The organism is Brachybacterium sp. GCM10030268, assembly GCF_042666305.1.
Taxonomy (GTDB): Bacteria; Actinomycetota; Actinomycetes; order Actinomycetales; family Dermabacteraceae; genus Brachybacterium.
Window position 1 is genome coordinate 442,262 of sequence record NZ_JBHTCW010000001.1, and the last position, 16,806, is coordinate 459,067.

At 71.7% G+C, this 16,806-nt stretch carries 18 protein-coding genes; 7 read left to right on the forward strand and 11 right to left on the reverse strand.

The genetic code is table 11. The features are described 5' to 3' along the window. Positions 1-20 precede the first annotated feature (20 nt). Both ACFQRD_RS02010 and ACFQRD_RS02015 read left to right on the forward strand, forming a co-directional pair. Positions 21-923: a putative RNA methyltransferase gene (locus ACFQRD_RS02010; RefSeq protein WP_377803388.1), complete on the forward strand. Its 903-nt coding sequence runs from the start codon at positions 21-23 to the stop codon at positions 921-923. Between the two features lie 80 nt (positions 924-1,003). Further along, positions 1,004-1,831, forward strand: a complete 828-nt coding sequence (locus ACFQRD_RS02015) for an HAD hydrolase family protein (RefSeq protein ID WP_377803389.1) — start codon at positions 1,004-1,006, stop codon at positions 1,829-1,831. Between the two features lie 9 nt (positions 1,832-1,840). Here the strand turns inward: ACFQRD_RS02015 and ACFQRD_RS02020 are convergent, their stop codons facing one another. From ACFQRD_RS02020 to sucC, 5 genes are all read right to left on the reverse strand, one after another. Then, positions 1,841-2,662, reverse strand: a complete 822-nt coding sequence (locus ACFQRD_RS02020; RefSeq protein ID WP_377803390.1) for a hypothetical protein — start codon at positions 2,660-2,662, stop codon at positions 1,841-1,843. A 108-nt stretch (positions 2,663-2,770) separates the two neighbouring features. Next, on the reverse strand, positions 2,771-3,664 hold the full coding sequence (locus tag ACFQRD_RS02025; protein ID WP_377803391.1) for a C40 family peptidase: 894 nt from the start codon (positions 3,662-3,664) through the stop codon (positions 2,771-2,773). Positions 3,665-3,852: 188 nt separating this feature from the next. Beyond that, entirely contained in the window at positions 3,853-4,572 is a 720-nt protein-coding gene (locus ACFQRD_RS02030; protein ID WP_377803392.1) for a metal-dependent transcriptional regulator, read from the reverse strand. 212 nt (positions 4,573-4,784) lie between these two features. Next, complete coding sequence (gene sucD / locus ACFQRD_RS02035; RefSeq protein WP_377020253.1) at positions 4,785-5,675, reverse strand: succinate--CoA ligase subunit alpha; 891 nt, start codon at positions 5,673-5,675, stop codon at positions 4,785-4,787. A gap of 12 nt (positions 5,676-5,687) precedes the next feature. Then, positions 5,688-6,857 (reverse strand): ADP-forming succinate--CoA ligase subunit beta, encoded by a 1,170-nt coding sequence (gene sucC, locus ACFQRD_RS02040; RefSeq protein ID WP_377803393.1) that lies wholly within the window; start codon positions 6,855-6,857, stop codon positions 5,688-5,690. 199 nt (positions 6,858-7,056) lie between these two features. Between sucC and ACFQRD_RS02045 the strand changes: the two genes are divergently transcribed. The 3 genes from ACFQRD_RS02045 to ACFQRD_RS02055 are packed head-to-tail and all read left to right on the forward strand — an operon-like array spanning position 7,057 to position 8,527. Beyond that, positions 7,057-7,332: a hypothetical protein gene (locus tag ACFQRD_RS02045; protein ID WP_377020251.1), complete on the forward strand. Its 276-nt coding sequence runs from the start codon at positions 7,057-7,059 to the stop codon at positions 7,330-7,332. Positions 7,333-7,346: 14 nt separating this feature from the next. Continuing rightward, entirely contained in the window at positions 7,347-7,988 is a 642-nt protein-coding gene (locus ACFQRD_RS02050) for a hypothetical protein (RefSeq protein WP_377803394.1), read from the forward strand. After that, positions 7,985-8,527 carry a GNAT family N-acetyltransferase gene (locus tag ACFQRD_RS02055; protein ID WP_377803395.1) on the forward strand — a complete coding sequence of 181 codons (543 nt, stop codon included), beginning with the start codon at positions 7,985-7,987 and terminating at the stop codon, positions 8,525-8,527. Before ACFQRD_RS02050 ends, ACFQRD_RS02055 begins: the two co-directional genes overlap by 4 nt. A gap of 251 nt (positions 8,528-8,778) precedes the next feature. Here ACFQRD_RS02055 and ACFQRD_RS02060 read toward each other — a convergent pair whose 3' ends face one another. Further along, positions 8,779-9,372, reverse strand: a complete 594-nt coding sequence (locus tag ACFQRD_RS02060) for a TetR/AcrR family transcriptional regulator (RefSeq protein WP_377803396.1) — start codon at positions 9,370-9,372, stop codon at positions 8,779-8,781. A 29-nt stretch (positions 9,373-9,401) separates the two neighbouring features. Here ACFQRD_RS02060 and ACFQRD_RS02065 point away from each other — a divergent pair, with 29 nt between their 5' ends. After that, positions 9,402-9,953, forward strand: a complete 552-nt coding sequence (locus tag ACFQRD_RS02065) for a hypothetical protein (RefSeq protein WP_377803397.1) — start codon at positions 9,402-9,404, stop codon at positions 9,951-9,953. Positions 9,954-9,962: 9 nt separating this feature from the next. Here ACFQRD_RS02065 and ACFQRD_RS02070 read toward each other — a convergent pair whose 3' ends face one another. Together ACFQRD_RS02070 and ACFQRD_RS02075 are read right to left on the reverse strand one after the other, a co-directional pair. Next, on the reverse strand, positions 9,963-12,860 hold the full coding sequence (locus tag ACFQRD_RS02070; protein WP_377803398.1) for a UvrD-helicase domain-containing protein: 2,898 nt from the start codon (positions 12,858-12,860) through the stop codon (positions 9,963-9,965). Positions 12,861-13,056: 196 nt separating this feature from the next. Then, positions 13,057-13,392: a hypothetical protein gene (locus tag ACFQRD_RS02075; protein WP_377803399.1), complete on the reverse strand. Its 336-nt coding sequence runs from the start codon at positions 13,390-13,392 to the stop codon at positions 13,057-13,059. Positions 13,393-13,452: 60 nt separating this feature from the next. Between ACFQRD_RS02075 and ACFQRD_RS02080 the strand changes: the two genes are divergently transcribed. Next, positions 13,453-14,619, forward strand: coding sequence for a YbhN family protein (locus ACFQRD_RS02080; RefSeq protein WP_377803400.1), 1,167 nt, complete (start codon positions 13,453-13,455; stop codon positions 14,617-14,619). Between the two features lie 103 nt (positions 14,620-14,722). Here ACFQRD_RS02080 and ACFQRD_RS02085 read toward each other — a convergent pair whose 3' ends face one another. Genes ACFQRD_RS02085 through ACFQRD_RS02095 form a run of 3 tightly spaced genes read right to left on the reverse strand, consistent with a single transcriptional unit; the run spans position 14,723 to position 16,459 of the window. Next, on the reverse strand, positions 14,723-15,208 hold the full coding sequence (locus ACFQRD_RS02085) for a hypothetical protein (RefSeq protein WP_377016356.1): 486 nt from the start codon (positions 15,206-15,208) through the stop codon (positions 14,723-14,725). Continuing rightward, the gene (locus ACFQRD_RS02090) at positions 15,189-16,244 is read right to left on the reverse strand and encodes an alpha/beta hydrolase (protein ID WP_377803401.1); all 1,056 of its coding nucleotides are present in this window, start codon (positions 16,242-16,244) and stop codon (positions 15,189-15,191) included. The genes ACFQRD_RS02085 and ACFQRD_RS02090 overlap by 20 nt, the downstream gene beginning before the upstream one ends. Further along, positions 16,241-16,459 carry a BldC family transcriptional regulator gene (locus ACFQRD_RS02095; protein WP_377016352.1) on the reverse strand — a complete coding sequence of 73 codons (219 nt, stop codon included), beginning with the start codon at positions 16,457-16,459 and terminating at the stop codon, positions 16,241-16,243. Before ACFQRD_RS02095 ends, ACFQRD_RS02090 begins: the two co-directional genes overlap by 4 nt. Positions 16,460-16,806 lie beyond the last annotated feature (347 nt).

A 16,806-nucleotide genomic window follows, 5' to 3' on the forward strand; every position in this document is an offset into this window, starting at 1 on the left:
GGGCCGACGGCACGTACTCTATGTGGGTGCCGACCGCCGTCCCCTCCGCCCTGGCAGGGCTCCTCGATGCGCTGCGCTGCCCCGCCTGCGGAGGCGCCCTGCAGGCCTCGCAGAACATGCTGCGCTGCAGCCACGGGCACACCTTCGACCTCGCTCGCGCCGGCTACGTCTCACTGCTGAGCGGCAGCGGCGCCACCAGCGGGGACGACGACGAGATGGCCCGGGCCAGACAGCGGTTCCTGGCCACCGGGGCCTACGCTCCCCTTCTCGAGGCGATCGGTGACCTCGCCGAGTCACACGTCCCGGACCTGGCCGCGGACGCACCCCGCAGCAGCAGCCCGGCCCCGACCATCCTCGATGCCGGATGCGGGCCCGGCTACTACCTCGCCGGGCTCCTGGATCGCTTCCCCGCCGCTCGCGGGCTGGGCTTCGACACCTCCGTCCGCTCGCTGCGCTTCGCCGCTCGCAGCCATGACCGCGCGGCGGTCTGCAGCGCGGACGTGTTCGCCCCGCTCCCCCTCGCCGACGGCTGTGCCGACCTGCTGCTGGATGCCTTCGCCCCGCGCAACCCCACCGAGTTCGCGCGCGTGCTGCGCCCCGGCGGGAGCCTGATCGTGGTGCGGCCGCTCGAGGGGCACCTCGCCCAGCTGCGCGACCTGGTCCCCGGCACGGTCGCCGTCGATCCCCACAAGGAGGAGCGGCTGCACGCCGCGTTGGATCCGCACTTCGCGGAGACCGCCCGGCGCGAGCTCCACGTCGACCTGTCCCTGTCCGCGGAGACCGCCCGGGACCTGGCCTGGATGACGCCGAGCGCCCGGCACCTCGAGGTCGCCGATCTGGATGCTGCGCTCGCCCGTCTCGACCCGGCCTCACCGCCGCCGGTCAGCGTCTCCGTGCTGATCAGCGTGCACCGCCCGCGCTGACCCGCTCCCCGCACCCCGCACCCCGCACCCCGCACCCCGCACCCCGCACCCCGCACCCCGCACCCCGCACCGGAGGATCCATGCCCGCACGACACTGCGTCTTCATCGACTTCGACGGCACCTTCGCCGCTCACGGCGTCGCCCCGCCCCAGCATGCCGACGCCGTCCGCCGTGCCCGCTCGGCCGGACACACGGTGCTGCTGTGCACCGGGCGGCCCGCCTCGATCGTCGCGCCCGACGTCGCCGCGCTCTTCGACGGGGTGGTCGCGTCCGCGGGGGCGTACGTCCGAGTGGGCACGGACGTCCTGCGCGATACACGCTTCCCCCAGGAGCTCGGCCGTCGCTCCGTGGAGATCCTGCAGGGGCACGGCGTGGCCTTCGCGCTCGAGGCCCCCGAAGCGCTGTACTGCACGCCCGAGACCGCAGCACGGATCCGCGCCGGCGTCGGCTCACCGCAGCCCGGTCTCGCCGGCGGTGTCGGCCGCGGCCCTCAGGACATCGTGGACGCCGCGCGGACGCCTGCGGACCTCGCGACGTGCTCCTTCGCGAAGATCTCGCTGTGGGGCTCGCCGGTCCGGGTCGAACAGCTCGCCGAGGAGATCGGCCCGGAGGTCGGGGCGCTGCCGAACTCGATCGCGCAGGACGACACCAGCTCCGGGGAGCTGCACCTGCGGGAGATCGACAAGGCCGACGGCGTCCGCCAGGTGGCCGGGCACCTCGGCATCGAGCTCACCGCGACGGTCGGGATCGGGGACGGGATGAACGACCTGGGGATGGTGCGAGCCGCCGGGACGGGCGTCGTGATCCACGGAGCACCGGCTGCGCTGCGCGAGGCAGCAGATCTGGAGGTGCCCGGCCCCGCCGAGCACGGTGTACTGATCGCCTTCGAGCGCCTCGGGCTGCTCTGAGGCACGGGGTCAGCTGCGGCGGCGGAGGCCGACCAGGACCAGTCCCGCGGCTGCCACCAGGGCACCGACGCCGAGCAGGATCACGCCCTGGGGCATCAGGTCGGCCGCGAAACGGACCTCGAAGGCCTGGACGATGGGACCGATGAAATCCGCCCGGTCCACGGAGTCCGGGACCACGGTGCCGATCTGATCAGCCAGCAGGCACGTCAGCGCGCCCGCCAGGATCCCGGCGATGCCCGCCAGGATCAGGAACGACCGGCGGTGCGCGGCGATCGCCAGAGCGAGGACGGCGAGGGCGAGGGCTGCCGGTCCCATCCAGGGGGTCCAGGGCGCGAGGGTCGCTGCGTGGTTCAGCAGCGGTACGTCCGGGATGGTCGCGAGCGTGGCGGTGGCATCGTCGGGCCGCGGGATATCGAACGGGATGACCTCTTCGACGGAGACCAGGAGCTCGTCGATCACGGGGCCGAGGTCGACGCCGAGCGCGTCCTCGCCCGGCGTGAACAGGGCCTCGTGCAGGTCCGCCATGGTCTCGTCCCAGAGGGTCGCATACATGTCGGTGCCGGTGATCCTCGGGGCCTGCTCCTGGGCGATGGGAGCGACCTGGTCCGCGACCCAGCCGGGGATCCGATCATCGTCCAGCAGCGTCTCCACCGCGCTGTCCGAGAGGGTGCGCTGGACCTCGGGATCCTCCGCGAGCGGCTGGGCGACGTCGAGGAAGCCCTCCTGGTCGATGACGTGCTCATGGAGCCACACGCCGGGCAGCCAGAGGGCACCGAGGACGGTGGCGAGGGTCAGCAGAAGGGCGGCGAGAAGATCACGTGCGGAAGACACCCGCACACGGTACCGGGACCGCCCGGGAGATCCCCGTACCCCGACCGCCGGGACGAGATCGGCCCCGCACCACCAGGTGGTACGGGGCCGTGCTCGATGCGGGACGGATCAGCCGATGCGGATGTAGGTCCAGCTGCCGGAGTAGATGTTGCGCTCGGAGGTGTCGACGCGCTTGTTGCCGGCGTCGACGAAGGTGTTGCCTCCGGCGTAGATGCCGATGTGGCCCGGCTTGTAGACCAGGTCGCCCGGCTTGGCCTGGGACTTGGGGATCACGGTGCCCGCCGAGGCCTGGCCACCGGCGCTGTGCGGGAGGCTGACGCCGTGCTGGGCGTAGACCCACTGGACGAAGCCGGAGCAGTCCCAGCCGGACGGCGAGGCACCGCCGTACACGTACGGCGTCCCGATGCCGGAGCGGGCGGTGGCCAGCACGGAGCTGCCCTTCGCGGCCGACGGGGCCGGTGCCGATTTCTCCTCGGACTCGGAGGACTCCTGCGACTCCTCGTCCTCGGACTCGGAGCGCTCGTCCTCGGAGTCCTCGCGGCTGGAGCGCTCGTTCGACCGGGTGGCGTCCTCGTCCTCGCGGCTCTCGCGCTGCTGGTCGCCCTCGTCCTCGGAATCCTGCTGGGCCTCGTCGCTCTGGGCGTCCTCGTCGGACTCCTCGTCGACGGGCTCGGGCTCAGGTTCCGGCTCGGGCTCGGGAAGCTCGACGGTGATGTCCGCGATGTCGGCGGTGGCGCTCTCGGCCTCGTCGTCGCCCTCGGCGGACTCGGCTGCGGGGATGCCGACGGCGGGAGCGGTCACGGGGGGCAGGACCGCGGGAGCGGCACCCTCAGCCTGCGGGGCCTGCGGAGCATCGTTCTGCGGCTCGGCGGTCGCGGCGGCGGCACCGCCCAGCAGCAGGCCGGCGGCCATCACCGTTCCGGCGGCGGCGCGTCCGGCGCGGACAGCAGGGGTCACCGTGCGCATCGCGCGGCGGTGAGTGTTGTTCGCAGTCTTCGACACGTTTCGCTCCCAGCCCCGGGCATCGGCCCTCGCGCTCTGCAGCTCTCGTACTCCGCACCCGGTGCGCGATGGGCTCTTCCGGGGGGAATGTCGAGGCTCGGCCGCCTCGGCACGTGTTCGACCCTAGGGGTCACAGGCGCCCCTGAGAGCCGAACTGAAAGCTTCTGGGGAAGAGCTTGACGGAGACTTTACCCGGCCAGAAGAGGGGTCACGTGGAGCTGGGTCGCGACGATCTCGGGCACAGCGACCTCCCCGCCGGCCGGGCCTCGCAGAACCACCGTCCCGGCAACCCTCTCCGCGCGCATCTCGACCCCGGGAAAGATGCCCTGACCTGCGAGTTCACCGAGAAGTTCCACGTCGCTCTGGACGCGTTCGCCGATCCGGTCCAGCCGTATCGTCGCGGTGCCACCGTCGGCGATGGCCTCGAGCAGCTCCAGAGGCGGATTGGCGGGGGTTTTACCCTCCGTGGTGGCGTGGGTCTCCGCGATGCCGAGGGCGGCGAGGCCCGGGATCGGGTTGCCGTACGGATCGGTGAACGGCGGCTCCAGCTTCTCGGCGAGCCGCCGCTCGACCTCGAGGCTCATCACGTGCTCCCAGCGGCACGCCTCCTCGTGGACGTGGGCGTAGTCCAGCCCGATCACGTCCAGCAGGTGACGCTCGGCCAGCCGGTGCTTGCGCATCACGTCGACGGCGACCTCGGTGCCCTGCTCGGTCAGGCGGATGCGGCGCTGATCGTCGAGATGGAGCAGACCGTCGCGCTCCATGCGGGCGACGGTCTGGGAGACCGTCGGGCCCGAGTGGCCCAGTCGCTCGGCGATCCGGGCACGCATCGGGGCGACACCGGCCTCGTGAAGCTCGAACACCGTCTTCAGGTACATCTCGGTGGTGTCGATGAGATCTCCGGTCACGAGGCCCCTCCCTTGGTAGGCGCGCTCGGCGGGCGCGCGGTAGCTGCGACAAGCTTAGTCCGTCAGGCGGGATGGCCGTCCGCAGCGCCCGCCGAGCACAGCCACCGCACACAGCGGCACGCCCCGGACCGCGCGGGTCCGGGGCGTGCCACGGGTGGTCGAGGACGGGCCCCGACGAGGATCTGAGCTGCCCGGTGGGGGCAGCTCCACGCTCAGGAGAGCCCGGAGACGATCTCGCGCATCAGGTCTGCGGTCTCGGTCGGCGTCTTGCCGACCTTGACCCCCGCGGCCTCGAGGGCCTCCTTCTTCGCCTGCGCGGTGCCCGCGGAGCCGGAGACGATGGCACCGGCGTGGCCCATCGTCTTGCCCTCGGGGGCGGTGAAGCCCGCGACGTAGCCGACGACGGGCTTGGTCATGTTGTCCTTGATGTACGCCGCGGCGCGCTCCTCGGCGTCTCCGCCGATCTCGCCGATCATGACCACGCCGACGGTGTCCGGGTCGGCCTCGAACGCCTCCAGGGCGTCGATGTGGGTGGTGCCGATGACCGGGTCGCCGCCGATGCCGATGCAGGTGGTGAAGCCGAGGTCGGCCAGCTCGTACATCATCTGGTAGGTCAGGGTGCCGGACTTGGAGACCAGGCCGAGCTTGCCCGGACCGGTGATGTTGGCCGGGGTGATGCCCGCGTTGGACTTGCCGGGGCTGATCACGCCGGGGCAGTTCGGCCCGATGATCCGGGTGCCGCCCTTGGCCTGGGCATAGTTGAAGAACTCCGCGGAATCCTTGACCGGGATGCCCTCGGTGATGATCACCAGGAGCTCGATGCCGGCGTCGATGGCCTCGATCGCGGCGGCCTTGGCGAACTTCGGGGGCACGAAGACCACCGAGACGTTGGCGCCGGTGGCCTCCATGGCGTCCGCGACGGTGCCGAAGACGGGGACCTCGTGGCCGCCCTCGAAGGAGACCGTCTGGCCCGCCTTGCGCGGGTTGGTGCCGCCGACGATGGTCGTGCCGGAGTCGAGCATGCGCTGGGAGTGCTTCATGCCCTCCGAGCCCGTCATGCCCTGGACGATGACCTTGCTGTTCTCATCGAGAAAGATAGACATGTCGAGTGTTGCTCACTTTCCTGCGGCGGCGAGCTCGGCGACCTTCGCGGCGCCGCCGTCCATGGTGTCGGCCTGGGTGACGAGGGGGTGGGCGAAGTCGGCGAGGATCTTGCGGCCCTCCTCGACGTTGTTGCCGTCGAGCCGGACCACCAGCTGCTTGGTGGCGGCGTCGCCGAGCTTCTGCAGGGCGCCGACGATGCCGCCCGCGACCTGGTCGCAGGCGGTGATGCCGCCGAAGACGTTGACGAACACGGCGGAGACCTGCTCGTCACCGAGGATCACGTCCAGGCCGTTGGCCATCACCTCGGCGGAGGCGCCGCCGCCGATGTCCAGGAAGTTGGCGGGCTTGACGCCGTGCTGCTCACCGGCGTAGGCGACGACGTCGAGGGTGGACATGACCAGGCCCGCACCGTTTCCGATGATGCCGACCTCGCCGTCGAGCTTGACGTAGTTGAGGTCCAGCGCCTTGGCCTTGGTCTCCAGCGGGTCCTCGGAGCTGGCGTCGACTAGTTCGGCGTGGTCCTCGTGGCGGAACGCGGCGTTCTCGTCGAGGGTCACCTTGCCGTCGAGGGCGATGATGCTGCCGTCGCCCGTCTTGACCAGGGGGTTGACCTCAACCAGGGAGGCGTCCTCCTCGCGGTAGACGTCCCACAGCTTCTGCAGCACGGGGGCCACCTTGTGGGCGGTCTCCTCGTCGAAGTTCGCGGCCTGGACGATCTCGGCGGCCTTGGCCTCGTCGATGCCGACATTGGGGTCGACAGCCACGCGAGCGAGGGCCTCGGGGCGCTCGACGGCGAGCTGCTCGATCTCGACGCCGCCCTCGACGGAGCACATGGCGAGGTAGTTGCGGTTCGCCCGGTCCAGCAGCAGCGAGAAGTAGTACTCCTCGGCGATCTCCGCGCCGGCGGCGATCATCACGCGATGCACGGTGTGGCCCTTGATGTCCATGCCGAGGATCTCGGAGGCCTTCTGCTCCGCCTCCTCGGGGGACTTGGCGATCTTGACGCCGCCGGCCTTGCCTCGGCCACCGGTCTTCACCTGCGCCTTGACGACGACGACCGGGGTGCCGAGCTGCTCAGCAGCAGCCTTGGCAGTGGCGGGGTCCTCCGCGACGACTCCTCCGAGCACGGGCACACCGTGCTTCTCGAAGAGATCGCGGGCCTGGTATTCATACAGGTCCACGGGGTGCATTCCTCTCGATATCGGCAGTGGGCGGCAGGCCTCACTCGGCCTCGGTGCCACCCCTGGGAATACGGCCAGGGTATCGCTTCCGCCGCACCGGCTCGTACGGCCGCCACCCGTGTGCGCGGTGTCTCACCCGGGGCCGGGAAACCGCCTCCCCCGCCCCCTGCCGTTCAGCTGCCCCGGATACGATGCGGAGATGAGCCGACGAAACCGCAGTCTCGCCCAACGCATCCGCGAGCACCTCGGCTTCAGCGTGGTCGCGATCGGCGTACTGTTCATCGTGCTGCGCCTGGTGGGCGTCCGTTCCACGTTCGCGGGCTTCGCCCTGTCCGTGGCGATCACGCTCGCCCTGAACGTCGGGCTGTCCTACTACAACGACCGCCGCGCCCGCTCCCCTCGCCCCCATGTCGAGCAGCGCGGGGGCGGCGACATCCGGTGGCGCGAGGACGACCGTCCGCGTGAGGACCGCTGAGGCGAGGAGACGCCATGGCCGACTGGAGAACCTACGCGAAGGCCGCACGCAACACGGCCCGCAAGCAGGCGCCCGCCGCCGGTGACGCCGCCCGGCGCGCCTCGTCCCGCGCGAGCGGCTATGTCCGCGCCGCCGGCAAGGCGATCGATGAGGGCCGGTCGGAGGACGAGGAGCCCCGCCGGCGCGCCGACCGCGAGAGGGAGGGGGCTCGGGAGGAACCTCGCCGTCGCGATGCCTCCGATCGGGAGCGGGAGCCCCGCCGGCACGGGGACATCGACGGAGACCGGGAGGAACCTCGCCGCTCCGCGTCCTCCCGGCCGGCTGCGACTACCGCGCGCGAGCGCCCGGCGGTCGACACGAGTCGTCTGCGCAAGGACGCGGCGGCGTACTACACGGTCGCCGAGCGGCGCGTGCACTCGGCGCAGATCGTCCCGCGGTTCATGCGCGCCCTGCGTGACGCCCTGCTGATCGGCCTGTCCCTGTTCGTCTTCTGGATCGTGCTCGCAGCCGCCGGCATCCAGATCCCCTTCACGACGGTGCTGATCGTGGTGCTGGTCATCGTCGCGATCAGCTTCGCGACCGGACTGCTGGCCCGGCGCAGGTCCCCGGCCGCCCCTGACGACCCGGCCGAGGACCACGGGCCCGGCCCGGCATGACCTTCACGATCCTGCCGCTGACGGCCGACGACGCCGAGGACGTCCAGGCGCTTCTGGCCCGCTCCCCCGGCTACACGCTGCGAACCCGAGGGCGCTCGGTCGCCGGCGACGACGGCCACGGCGTCCTCATCGACCGCCCGCCGGGCACAGCGGCCTCCGCAAAGACCGTCTTCGGCCTGCGCGACGACTCCGGGGCACTGCGCGGACTGTGCGACGTCATCCACGGGTGGCCCTCTCCGGAGACCGCCCACATCGGCCTGCTGCTGGTCGACGATGCCGCTCAGGGCAGCGGTCTGGGGCGCCTGCTGCACGACAGCGTGATAGCCCAGCTGCGTGCCCGCGGTGACATCGCGCAGCTCCGCGCCGGGATCGTCGGGACGAACGCCGACGCGGCACAGGGGTTCTGGGAGCGGTTGGGCTACCGACCGACCGGCGAGGAGCACTCCGTGTCGGCGGGCACGATCCGATCCACCACTGCGATCCTCACCCGCCCGCTGGATCCTCCTGCCGCACCCCCGGCCTCCGGCACGAACCTGTAGCTGAGCGGCACTCGCCCTCCTCTGAGAGGGGTCTGGTGCCGCTCACCTCCACCTTTTTGCCACACGGTCCCGGCCACGGGCCCCGGTCATAGACGTGCACCCCCGCTCCTGCGGTCCCGGTCCCGGCCACGGGGTCCCGGTCATGGACGTGCGCCCCCGGTCCTGCGCCCCCGGTCCCGGCCCTGGTTCTGTGGTCCCGGCCCCGGCCGTGCGGCCCTGGTCCCGGCCCTGCGGCCCCGGCCGGACCAGCACTATCGGTGAAGGGCACCACCGAGGTCGGCGATCGACGTCGCCGCCGCCTCGACGGCGTCCTCGAGCCAGTCGGGCATCTCGCGGGCGATGAAGGGTCGCGTGATCCCGTAGGGCGCGAGCCGGGTGGCGACCATCAGGAGCTCGCGGCGCTGCGGGGTCGGCTCCGGGTACAACCGCTCTGCCAACCGCTCGAGCGCCTGGTCCACGTCGTCGTTGAGGTGGGCGACCTCCCCGTGCAGCGACGCCGGTCCGGTCTCGAGCAGGCGCCGGGTGCTGAACAGGAGCATCGCGCGAGCGTCCGCGGGATGGCGTCGGCAGAAGGCGGGGATGTGCCGGGCGGAGGCGATCACGGCCTCTCGCGGGTCCGGGCGCGCGGCGGCCTCGAGCAGGCCGACATGGAAGCGCCGGATGGAGCGGATCCATAGCCGGCCCAGCAGCTCCTCGCGCGAGGCGAAGCGGTGATAGATCGATCCGCTGGGCCCCTGGATCTCTCGGGCGACGTCGGCGATGGTCACCGTGGGGCCGACGTCGAGCAGGGCACGGGCGGCCCCGTCGAGCACGTCGTCCTCGGTGAAGCGGGCGGGTCTTGCCATGGGACGGGATCCTAGCTAGGTTTCAGATCATGCGTTCTGGAATCCGCTCTCTATTAAGGGTGGGGGCCACGGGCAGGCCCCCTCCCCGCTGGGCACGCGCGGCAGGTTGGGCGTGCCTGCTGCTGCCGCTGCCCTCCGTCCTCTGGCGGCTCGCCATGCTGGCCGGCGTCGACGTCGGCTTCGCCGATGCGGAACTGTTCCGCGGTCAGCCCGGGCCCACGATGTACGTGCTGGGCCTGAACGCCGTCGAGCTCGTCGTCGGCGGGCTGTGCCTGGGGCTGATCATGCCCTGGGGCGAACGGCTCCCCCGGCGGGTTCCCGGCCTGGGCGGGCGTGCCATCCCCCGCACGGTGCCGCTCGCGATCGGAGGCGCCGGGAACGTGGCCATGTACGCCATCTTCGGGTCGCTGCTGGCATCGTTCGTCGGCAGCTGGACCGGCGCCACCGAGGCGTGGACGCCGGATCGGGGCATGGACGGCGCGGAGCGCGCCATGCTGGCTGTCTGCTACGTGCCGTTCATGCTGTGGCCGGTCGCCATCACGCTCGCCCTGGTCGGGTACGGAATGAGACGTCGATCCTGAGGACGCGACTCAGAGCTTGGTGATCGGGGCGTAGCGCAGCAGCAGGCGCTTCTTCCCGTTCGGCGGCTTGAACTGCACCTCGACCTGGGTTTTCTCGCCCTGACCGGCGACCTCGGTGACCGTCCCCATCCCGAAGGAGTCGTGGGTGACGCGGTCCCCGGCCGCGAGCTGCGGCATCGCCGAGGCGGGGGTGGGCGCACGTCCGGATCCGAGGCTGGGGCGACTGACGTCCCGCCGGCCGCCGCCGAGGCCGCCGCTGAACGAGGGACCTCGCTGGCCGCCGCCGTAGCCGCCCGACCCGTAGCCCCCGGACGAGCCCTGGCCGAAGCCGGCCCCGCTGAGGGTGGAACCGGCGCGGGCGACGTCGAGCACCTCCTCGGGGATCTCATCGAGGAATCGGCTGGCGGGCATGAACTGGGTCTGGCCCCACATGGCGCGCATCTGGGCGCGGGTGAGGTAGAGCTTCTCGCGGGCACGGGTGATGCCCACGTAGGCCAGGCGCCGCTCCTCCTCCAGCTCCTGGGGGTCGCCGAGGGTGCGGTTGTGGGGGAACGTGCCGTCCTCCATGCCGGTGAGGAAGACGACCGGGAACTCCAGTCCCTTGGCGGTGTGGAGCGTCATGAGGGTGACGAACTGGTCCTCGGCGCCGGGGATCTGGTCGGCGTCGGCGACCAGGGACACCTTCTCCAGGAAGCGATCCAGGAGGGAGGCGTCCGGATCCTCGGGGGCCGCCAGCGCCGCGTCCGGAGCGACATCCGCTCCGGTGACGTCCTGGCCGGCGACATCCGGGACGGCGACATCCGGGACGGCGTGGTCCGAGGCGGCGCCCTCGGGTGCGGCGGTCCCCTCAGTCTCGTCCGCCTCGTCCTCCTCGAACTCGCTGGCGGCGGCATCGGCCGCTTCCGTCTGCGCCTCGAACTCGGCGGCGACGCTGATCAGCTCCGCGAGGTTCTCGAGCCGGGATTCGTCCTGCGGATCCTCGCTGCCCTGCAGCTCGGCGTAGTACCCCGAGCGCTGCAGGATCGCTTCGATCAGCTCGGCCGGGCCGTCCCCGCGCCGAGCCATCTCCTGGAGGTCCTCGAGCATCGCGACGAAGCTGCGTACCGCGTTCAACGAGCGCGTCGCGATCCCGGGGGCCTCATCGGCCCGGCGCAGCGCCTCACCGAAGCTGATCCGTTCGCGCTCGGCGAGCATCGCGATCGTGGCCTCGGCGCGGTCACCGATGCCGCGCTTGGGCACGTTGAGGATGCGACGGAGGTTGATCTCGTCGGCCGGGTTGGCCAGGACCTGCAGGTAGGCGACGGCGTCCTTGATCTCGCGGCGCTCGTAGAAGCGGGTGCCGCCGATGACGCGGTAGGGCAGGCCCACGCGGATCAGCTGGTCCTCCAGCGCGCGGGACTGCGCGTTGGCGCGGTAGAAGATCGCGATGTCCCCGGCGGAGCGGCCATCGTCGACCAGGGCATCGATCTGGCGCCCTATGTACCGGGCCTCGGCCTGCTCGTCGTCGGCGACGTACAGAGTGATCTGGTCACCGTCGCCCTGGTCGGTCCACAGGTTCTTCTTGCGCCGGCCCTCATTGCCCTCGATCAGCGCGTTCGCCGCCGAGAGGATGCGCTGGGTGGAGCGGTAGTTCTGCTCGAGCACGATGGTGCGTGCCGAGGGGAAGTCCTGCTCGAACTCGACGATGTTGCGGATCGTGGCGCCGCGGAACGCGTAGATGGACTGGTCGGAGTCGCCGACCACGGTGAGATCCGCTCGGGGATCCTCCCCCACGAGTTCGCGCACCAGGGCGTACTGGGCGGTGTTGGTGTCCTGGTACTCATCGACCAGCAGGTGCCGGAAGCGGCGCCGGTACCCCTCGCGGATCGCCGGGTTCTCCCGCAGCATCGTCACCGTCAGACCGATGAGGTCGTCGAAGTCGACGGCGTTGGCCTGGCGCAGCCGCTCGGTGTAGTTCGTGTAGATCCGCGCCAGCGTCTTCTCGAAGGGGTTCTTCGCGGCCTCGGCCTGGTCGGCGAAGTCGATCGGGTCGGTGAGGTCGTTCTTCAGCGAGGAGATGCGCGAGGCCAGCATGCGCGGCGCGTGCTTCTTGGTGTCCAGCTCCAGATCCTTGGCGATCGTCGTGATCAGCCGCAGGGAGTCGGCGCTGTCGTAGATGGTGAACGAGCTCTTCAGGCCGGCGGCCTGGGCGTCGCGGCGCAGGATCCGCACGCAGGCACTGTGGAACGTGGAGACCCACATGCTGCGGGCCGCGGGGCCGACGAGCTCGCCGACGCGTTCGCGCATCTCGGCGGCGGCCTTGTTGGTGAAGGTGATGGCGAGGATCTCCCCCGGCATCGCCTCGCCGGTGCGCAGCAGGTGGGCGATGCGCCGGGTGAGGACGCGGGTCTTGCCGGAGCCCGCACCGGCGACGATCAGCAGCGGGCTGCCCCGGTGCTCGACGGCCTCGCGCTGGGCGGGGTTGAGGTCATCGGTGAGCTCACCCAGGAGCGTGGCGTCCGGGCCGCCCCACGGGGCGCCGCGACGGATGTGGTCGAGGCTGTCGCGGTCCGCGGGGTGGGGAGCCTGGTCGTGGTGGGCCGGAGGCTGCGGCACGGCGGCCTGAGGTGGTTCCTCGTCGTGGGGCGGCTCATCGAACGGGGGCTCCTCCGGCGGCGGCTCCTCCAGAGGGGGCGCATCCAGCGCTACCTCCGCGAGCCCCCGCGAGTCCGGGACGGGGTCCGCTGCCGGTGCGCCGTCGATGGCGCTGACCGCCGGCGCGCCGGCGTCGCCGGCCCCTGTGCGCTCGCCTGCTGTCCCTGCGCGCTCAGCGGCTGCCGCGGGATCCGGGCTCGCCGGCGCCACCCGCACACCGTCCAGACGGCGGAAGGAGTCGGGCAGGGAGAGGTCGTCGAAAAGTGAACTCATGGGGACACCAGGATAGGCGCGGGGGCCGACGGTCAGCACGTGGCGCGGCCCTGGTGTGGACGACGGCACGCTGCGCGCCGATCCGACGCCGGGGCTCGCGACCGTGGCAGGGCCGACGAGCAGTGACCACAGAGGCCGGGTACCGGACGGACCGGGACCAACCGGCCGGGACCAGCCGGCCCGGACCGACCGGGTCTCAGACGAAGACGGCGATGACGATGTTGGCGATGATCGCGGTGGGGATGCCGAACCAGATCACCGACGGGGTCTGCTCGCGGCGGTAGGCGGCCACGTAGGCGAACGCCGTCGCCACTGCCGCGACCAGGAACTTGATGCCGAGCTTCATGGAGTTCGCATCGCCGGTGAGCGGGACCAGGACCATCAGCACCAGACCGAGCACGAGCGCCCCGGCGGCGGCATGGGACATGCCGGGATTGGGGACGCGGGTGCGGGCGGCGGCGACCCAGGTCCCCAGGGCCACGGCCCAGCAGATCATGTGGAGGACGACGAGCAGAGAGATCAGGACGGACATGGTGCCACGATACGTCGGCTTCCTCACCGGTTCCTCCAGGCCACATGCGAGAATCACCGCATGATCACCCCTGGCTCCACCCCTCGCGGTGAACCGTCCCCCGGTGATCCCGGCGATGGGGCCGCCCCGGGCCGGGGGCGCGCCGGCGACCCCGAGCTCACCGGGGATCCCGAGACGACCGGCGGCCCGGCCGCCTGGCTCTCCGGAGATCTGGATCTCGAGCACCCGCCGCGCCTGGGTGGCCGGCGGATCGCTGCGGCGTTCGCATCGCTGCTGCTGGTCCTGGCACTGCTGGGCTGGGGCCTGCCGCTGGTGACCGGGGCCGGCTGGGCGCAGATCGGGCGACGTTTCGCCGAGATGCCCATCTGGTCGGTGCCGCTGATGGTGGTGCTCGGGGCGGTGGCCCTGGCTCTGGAGTCCGCCACGGTGCGCACCGCCTTCCGTGGTTCCCGGTACCGCGACGCCGTGCAGGGCCATGCCGCCTCCCAGGCGGTGGGGATGGCCGTGCCGGGCGGGTCGATGATCGGCACCGTCCTGCTGGGCTACCTGATGCGGCGTTCCGGTCTGGGCATGCAGGCGATCATCACCGGCGTGATCGCGGCGTCGCTGGTCGACATGGCCCTGACGTCGGCGGGGATCCCGCTGCTCGGCCTGGTGGCCTATGCCCTCACGCCCCTGGTCGGCCCAGAGGCCCCGGACCTGCCTGGTGGGCTGTGGGCCGCACTCGCTGCTGTCGCGGGCGGGCTGGTCACGCTGGGCCTGGCCTCCCTGCTCATGCGCCGCAGCGTTCTGGCCTCCGTGGTCGCGCAGGTATCCCAGGTGCTCCCGGTGGCCGACCCGGAAGCGATCCTGCGCCAGCGCGATGCGCTCGTGGCCCTGCTGCGCACGCGCGCCGCGGGCCTGCTCGGGCCGACGGTCCTCGCCCGGGCGGTGCAGTGGCTGGCGCTGCTGGTGGCGATCCGGGCGCTCGGCATCGAGGTCCCGCTGCTGGTGACGCTCGCGATCTTCGCCCTGGGACGCGTGCTGGCGCTGGTTCCGCTCACCCCGGGCGGGACCGGGATCGCCGAGACCGTCGGTGCGGCGGCGCTGGTCGCGCTCGGGACGGCCGGCGATGCGGCGGCGACCGCCATGCTGCTCCTGGCGGTGGCGACGTTCGTAGTGCCATGCCTGGCGGGCGGGGTCGCGGCGGCGATGGCCATGACGCGGGCTCCGGCCCGCAGGCGCTGAGCGCCGCAAGCACTGAGAGCCGCAAGAACCGCAAGCGCTGAGAGCCGCAGGCGCTGGGGCCGACCTCAGTCCTCCGCCCGCTCTCACCTTCTTCTCGCGTCCCTCACTCCCGGTCGTCGTCCTCGTCGAAGTCCGGGGTCTGGGTGCCCAAGGAGTGGGAGACGTCCGGCAGGAACGGACGTGGTGCGGACGGAGCCAGCGGGTAGCCGCCGATGCTCGCACCGTGCTGGGTGCCGACGAAGTGCGCGACGTCGCCGACGTGCCGGTGCGCTTCCTCCCCGCGGCCCAGGAAGCCCGCCCCTGCGTAGCCGCCCAGTCGCCGTCCGCTGGAGCGCTCGTGCACAGTGGCGACCTCGTCGAGCTGGGTGGCGCTGCTGCGCAGACCGCTCACGATCCGGCCGAGCTCCGGGTAGACCTCGCTGGTCCAGCGCTCATGCAGATCTTCGCCGAGCCGGCGGGTGGGCTCGCTCCCGGATCGGGCGACGTCACCGATCGTGTTGGCCAGTCGCAGCCGGACGAGGGTGAGCCGGTCTGCGGCACGTCGCAGCGCGCCGGCCTGCGCGCGGAGCTCACGCGGGTCCGAGCTCATCGGGCTTCTCCTTCCCGCCGCTCCCGGTGCCCGGGCTGCTGCGGGGGTCGGCACCGTCGGGTGCCTTCATCGTAGGCGGTCGGCCGGCCACAGTCTCCAGCCAGTCGTCCAAGACCTCGAGGGCTCGTGCGCGGGCGTCGTCCTCGGAGAGGAACACGTCGTGGCGGGCCCCGTCGATCGCCTCGATGCGGACGTCGGGTCCGAGCCGTCGGGCTGCTGCGGCGATCGAGCGGACGTCGAGCACCGTGTCCGCCCGGCGCATGTCCTCGCGGAAGCGCACACCGATCGCGGAGCGGGCCGCGTGCAGGACCAGGACGGGGATCGCGAGGGGTCCCGCCGCTGCCAGCCGGGCCTGCCCGTCCAGCACGGCGGCCAGCGTGGAGGCGGGGAAACGGTGCCCGCGCTCGGGTTTGAGGGCGAGGTCGTAGTCGAACGGTCCGCCGTACCGGGTGTGGACGGTGCGTGCGAAGTGGGAGGTGCCCGGCGGCAGGATGGGCTTGTTCTGGAGCCGCTGCGCGGCGGCCTGCACGACGGGCGCCAACAGCAGGCGGGGCGCCGAGCCCAGGTGACTCTCGAGCCATGGGGAGTTCAGCGCGAGCGCGCGGAGGGTGCCGGGGTGGCGCTGGGCCCACAGGGCGGCGATGAGGCCGCCGGTGGAGTGGGCCAGCAGGACGGGCGGCCGATCACGGCCGATGATGCGCAGCGCTGCCCCGATCTCCTCGTCGTAGCGGCTGAGGTGATCGATCGCCGTGGGAGTCTGCCCGTCCAGCAGGCTGCGGCCGTGCTTGCGCAGGTCCAGTCCCCAGACGTCGTGGCCGAGGCCACCGAGGTGCTCGAGCAGACCCCGGTCGAAGACGTAGTCGGACCAGCCGTGCAGGACCAGCACCGGAGCCACCTGGCGGCCCGTGGGCGGCTCAGCATCGCCGGTGCCCGGCTCACGATGGATCAGGGTGGCGATGACCGGGCCCTCGGAGTCACTTCCCAGCTCGATCCGCCGGGCCGTATATCCCTCTCCCAGCACCGGGTCAGCGCTCATAGGGCTCCGGTGCTCGCCCGCAGCAGCTCGAGGACCTCGTCCCGTCGGTACCGGCGGTGTCCGCCGAGGGTGCGCATGTAGGTCAGTTTGCCGGACTGTGCCCAGCGGGTGACGGTCTTGGGATCGACATGGAACATCTTGGCGACCTGAGCCGGCGTCAACAGTTCTGCCGTCGGGTCTTCGCTCTCAGGCGAGAGATCCGTGGATCCGTTCATCGGGCGTGCGACCTTTCCAGCGGGACTTCGTACACAGGAGGCGTCGGCCACCGTTCGGGCACGCCCAGGACCCCGGGGCCGGCTGGACGAGCCACGGTCTACGGCCGGGCACTCGGGTCAGTCAGCCTAGACGTCAGACTTACGGTGTCGGGCAAACATTTGCCCCGGTTCCGGCCAAAGATCGTGGATGCTCCGGCCTCCACGGGCCCTGTGCCGCGTCCCCGCGCACGGGGCCGGAGAAGGGATGTTGGGCACGTCTCCCGGTGCGGGGTTCGCGGGATGCGAGGGCATGCATGTACTCTTGGATTCCGAATCAATGCCATCTTCCGGGCTGACACGAGGCCCGG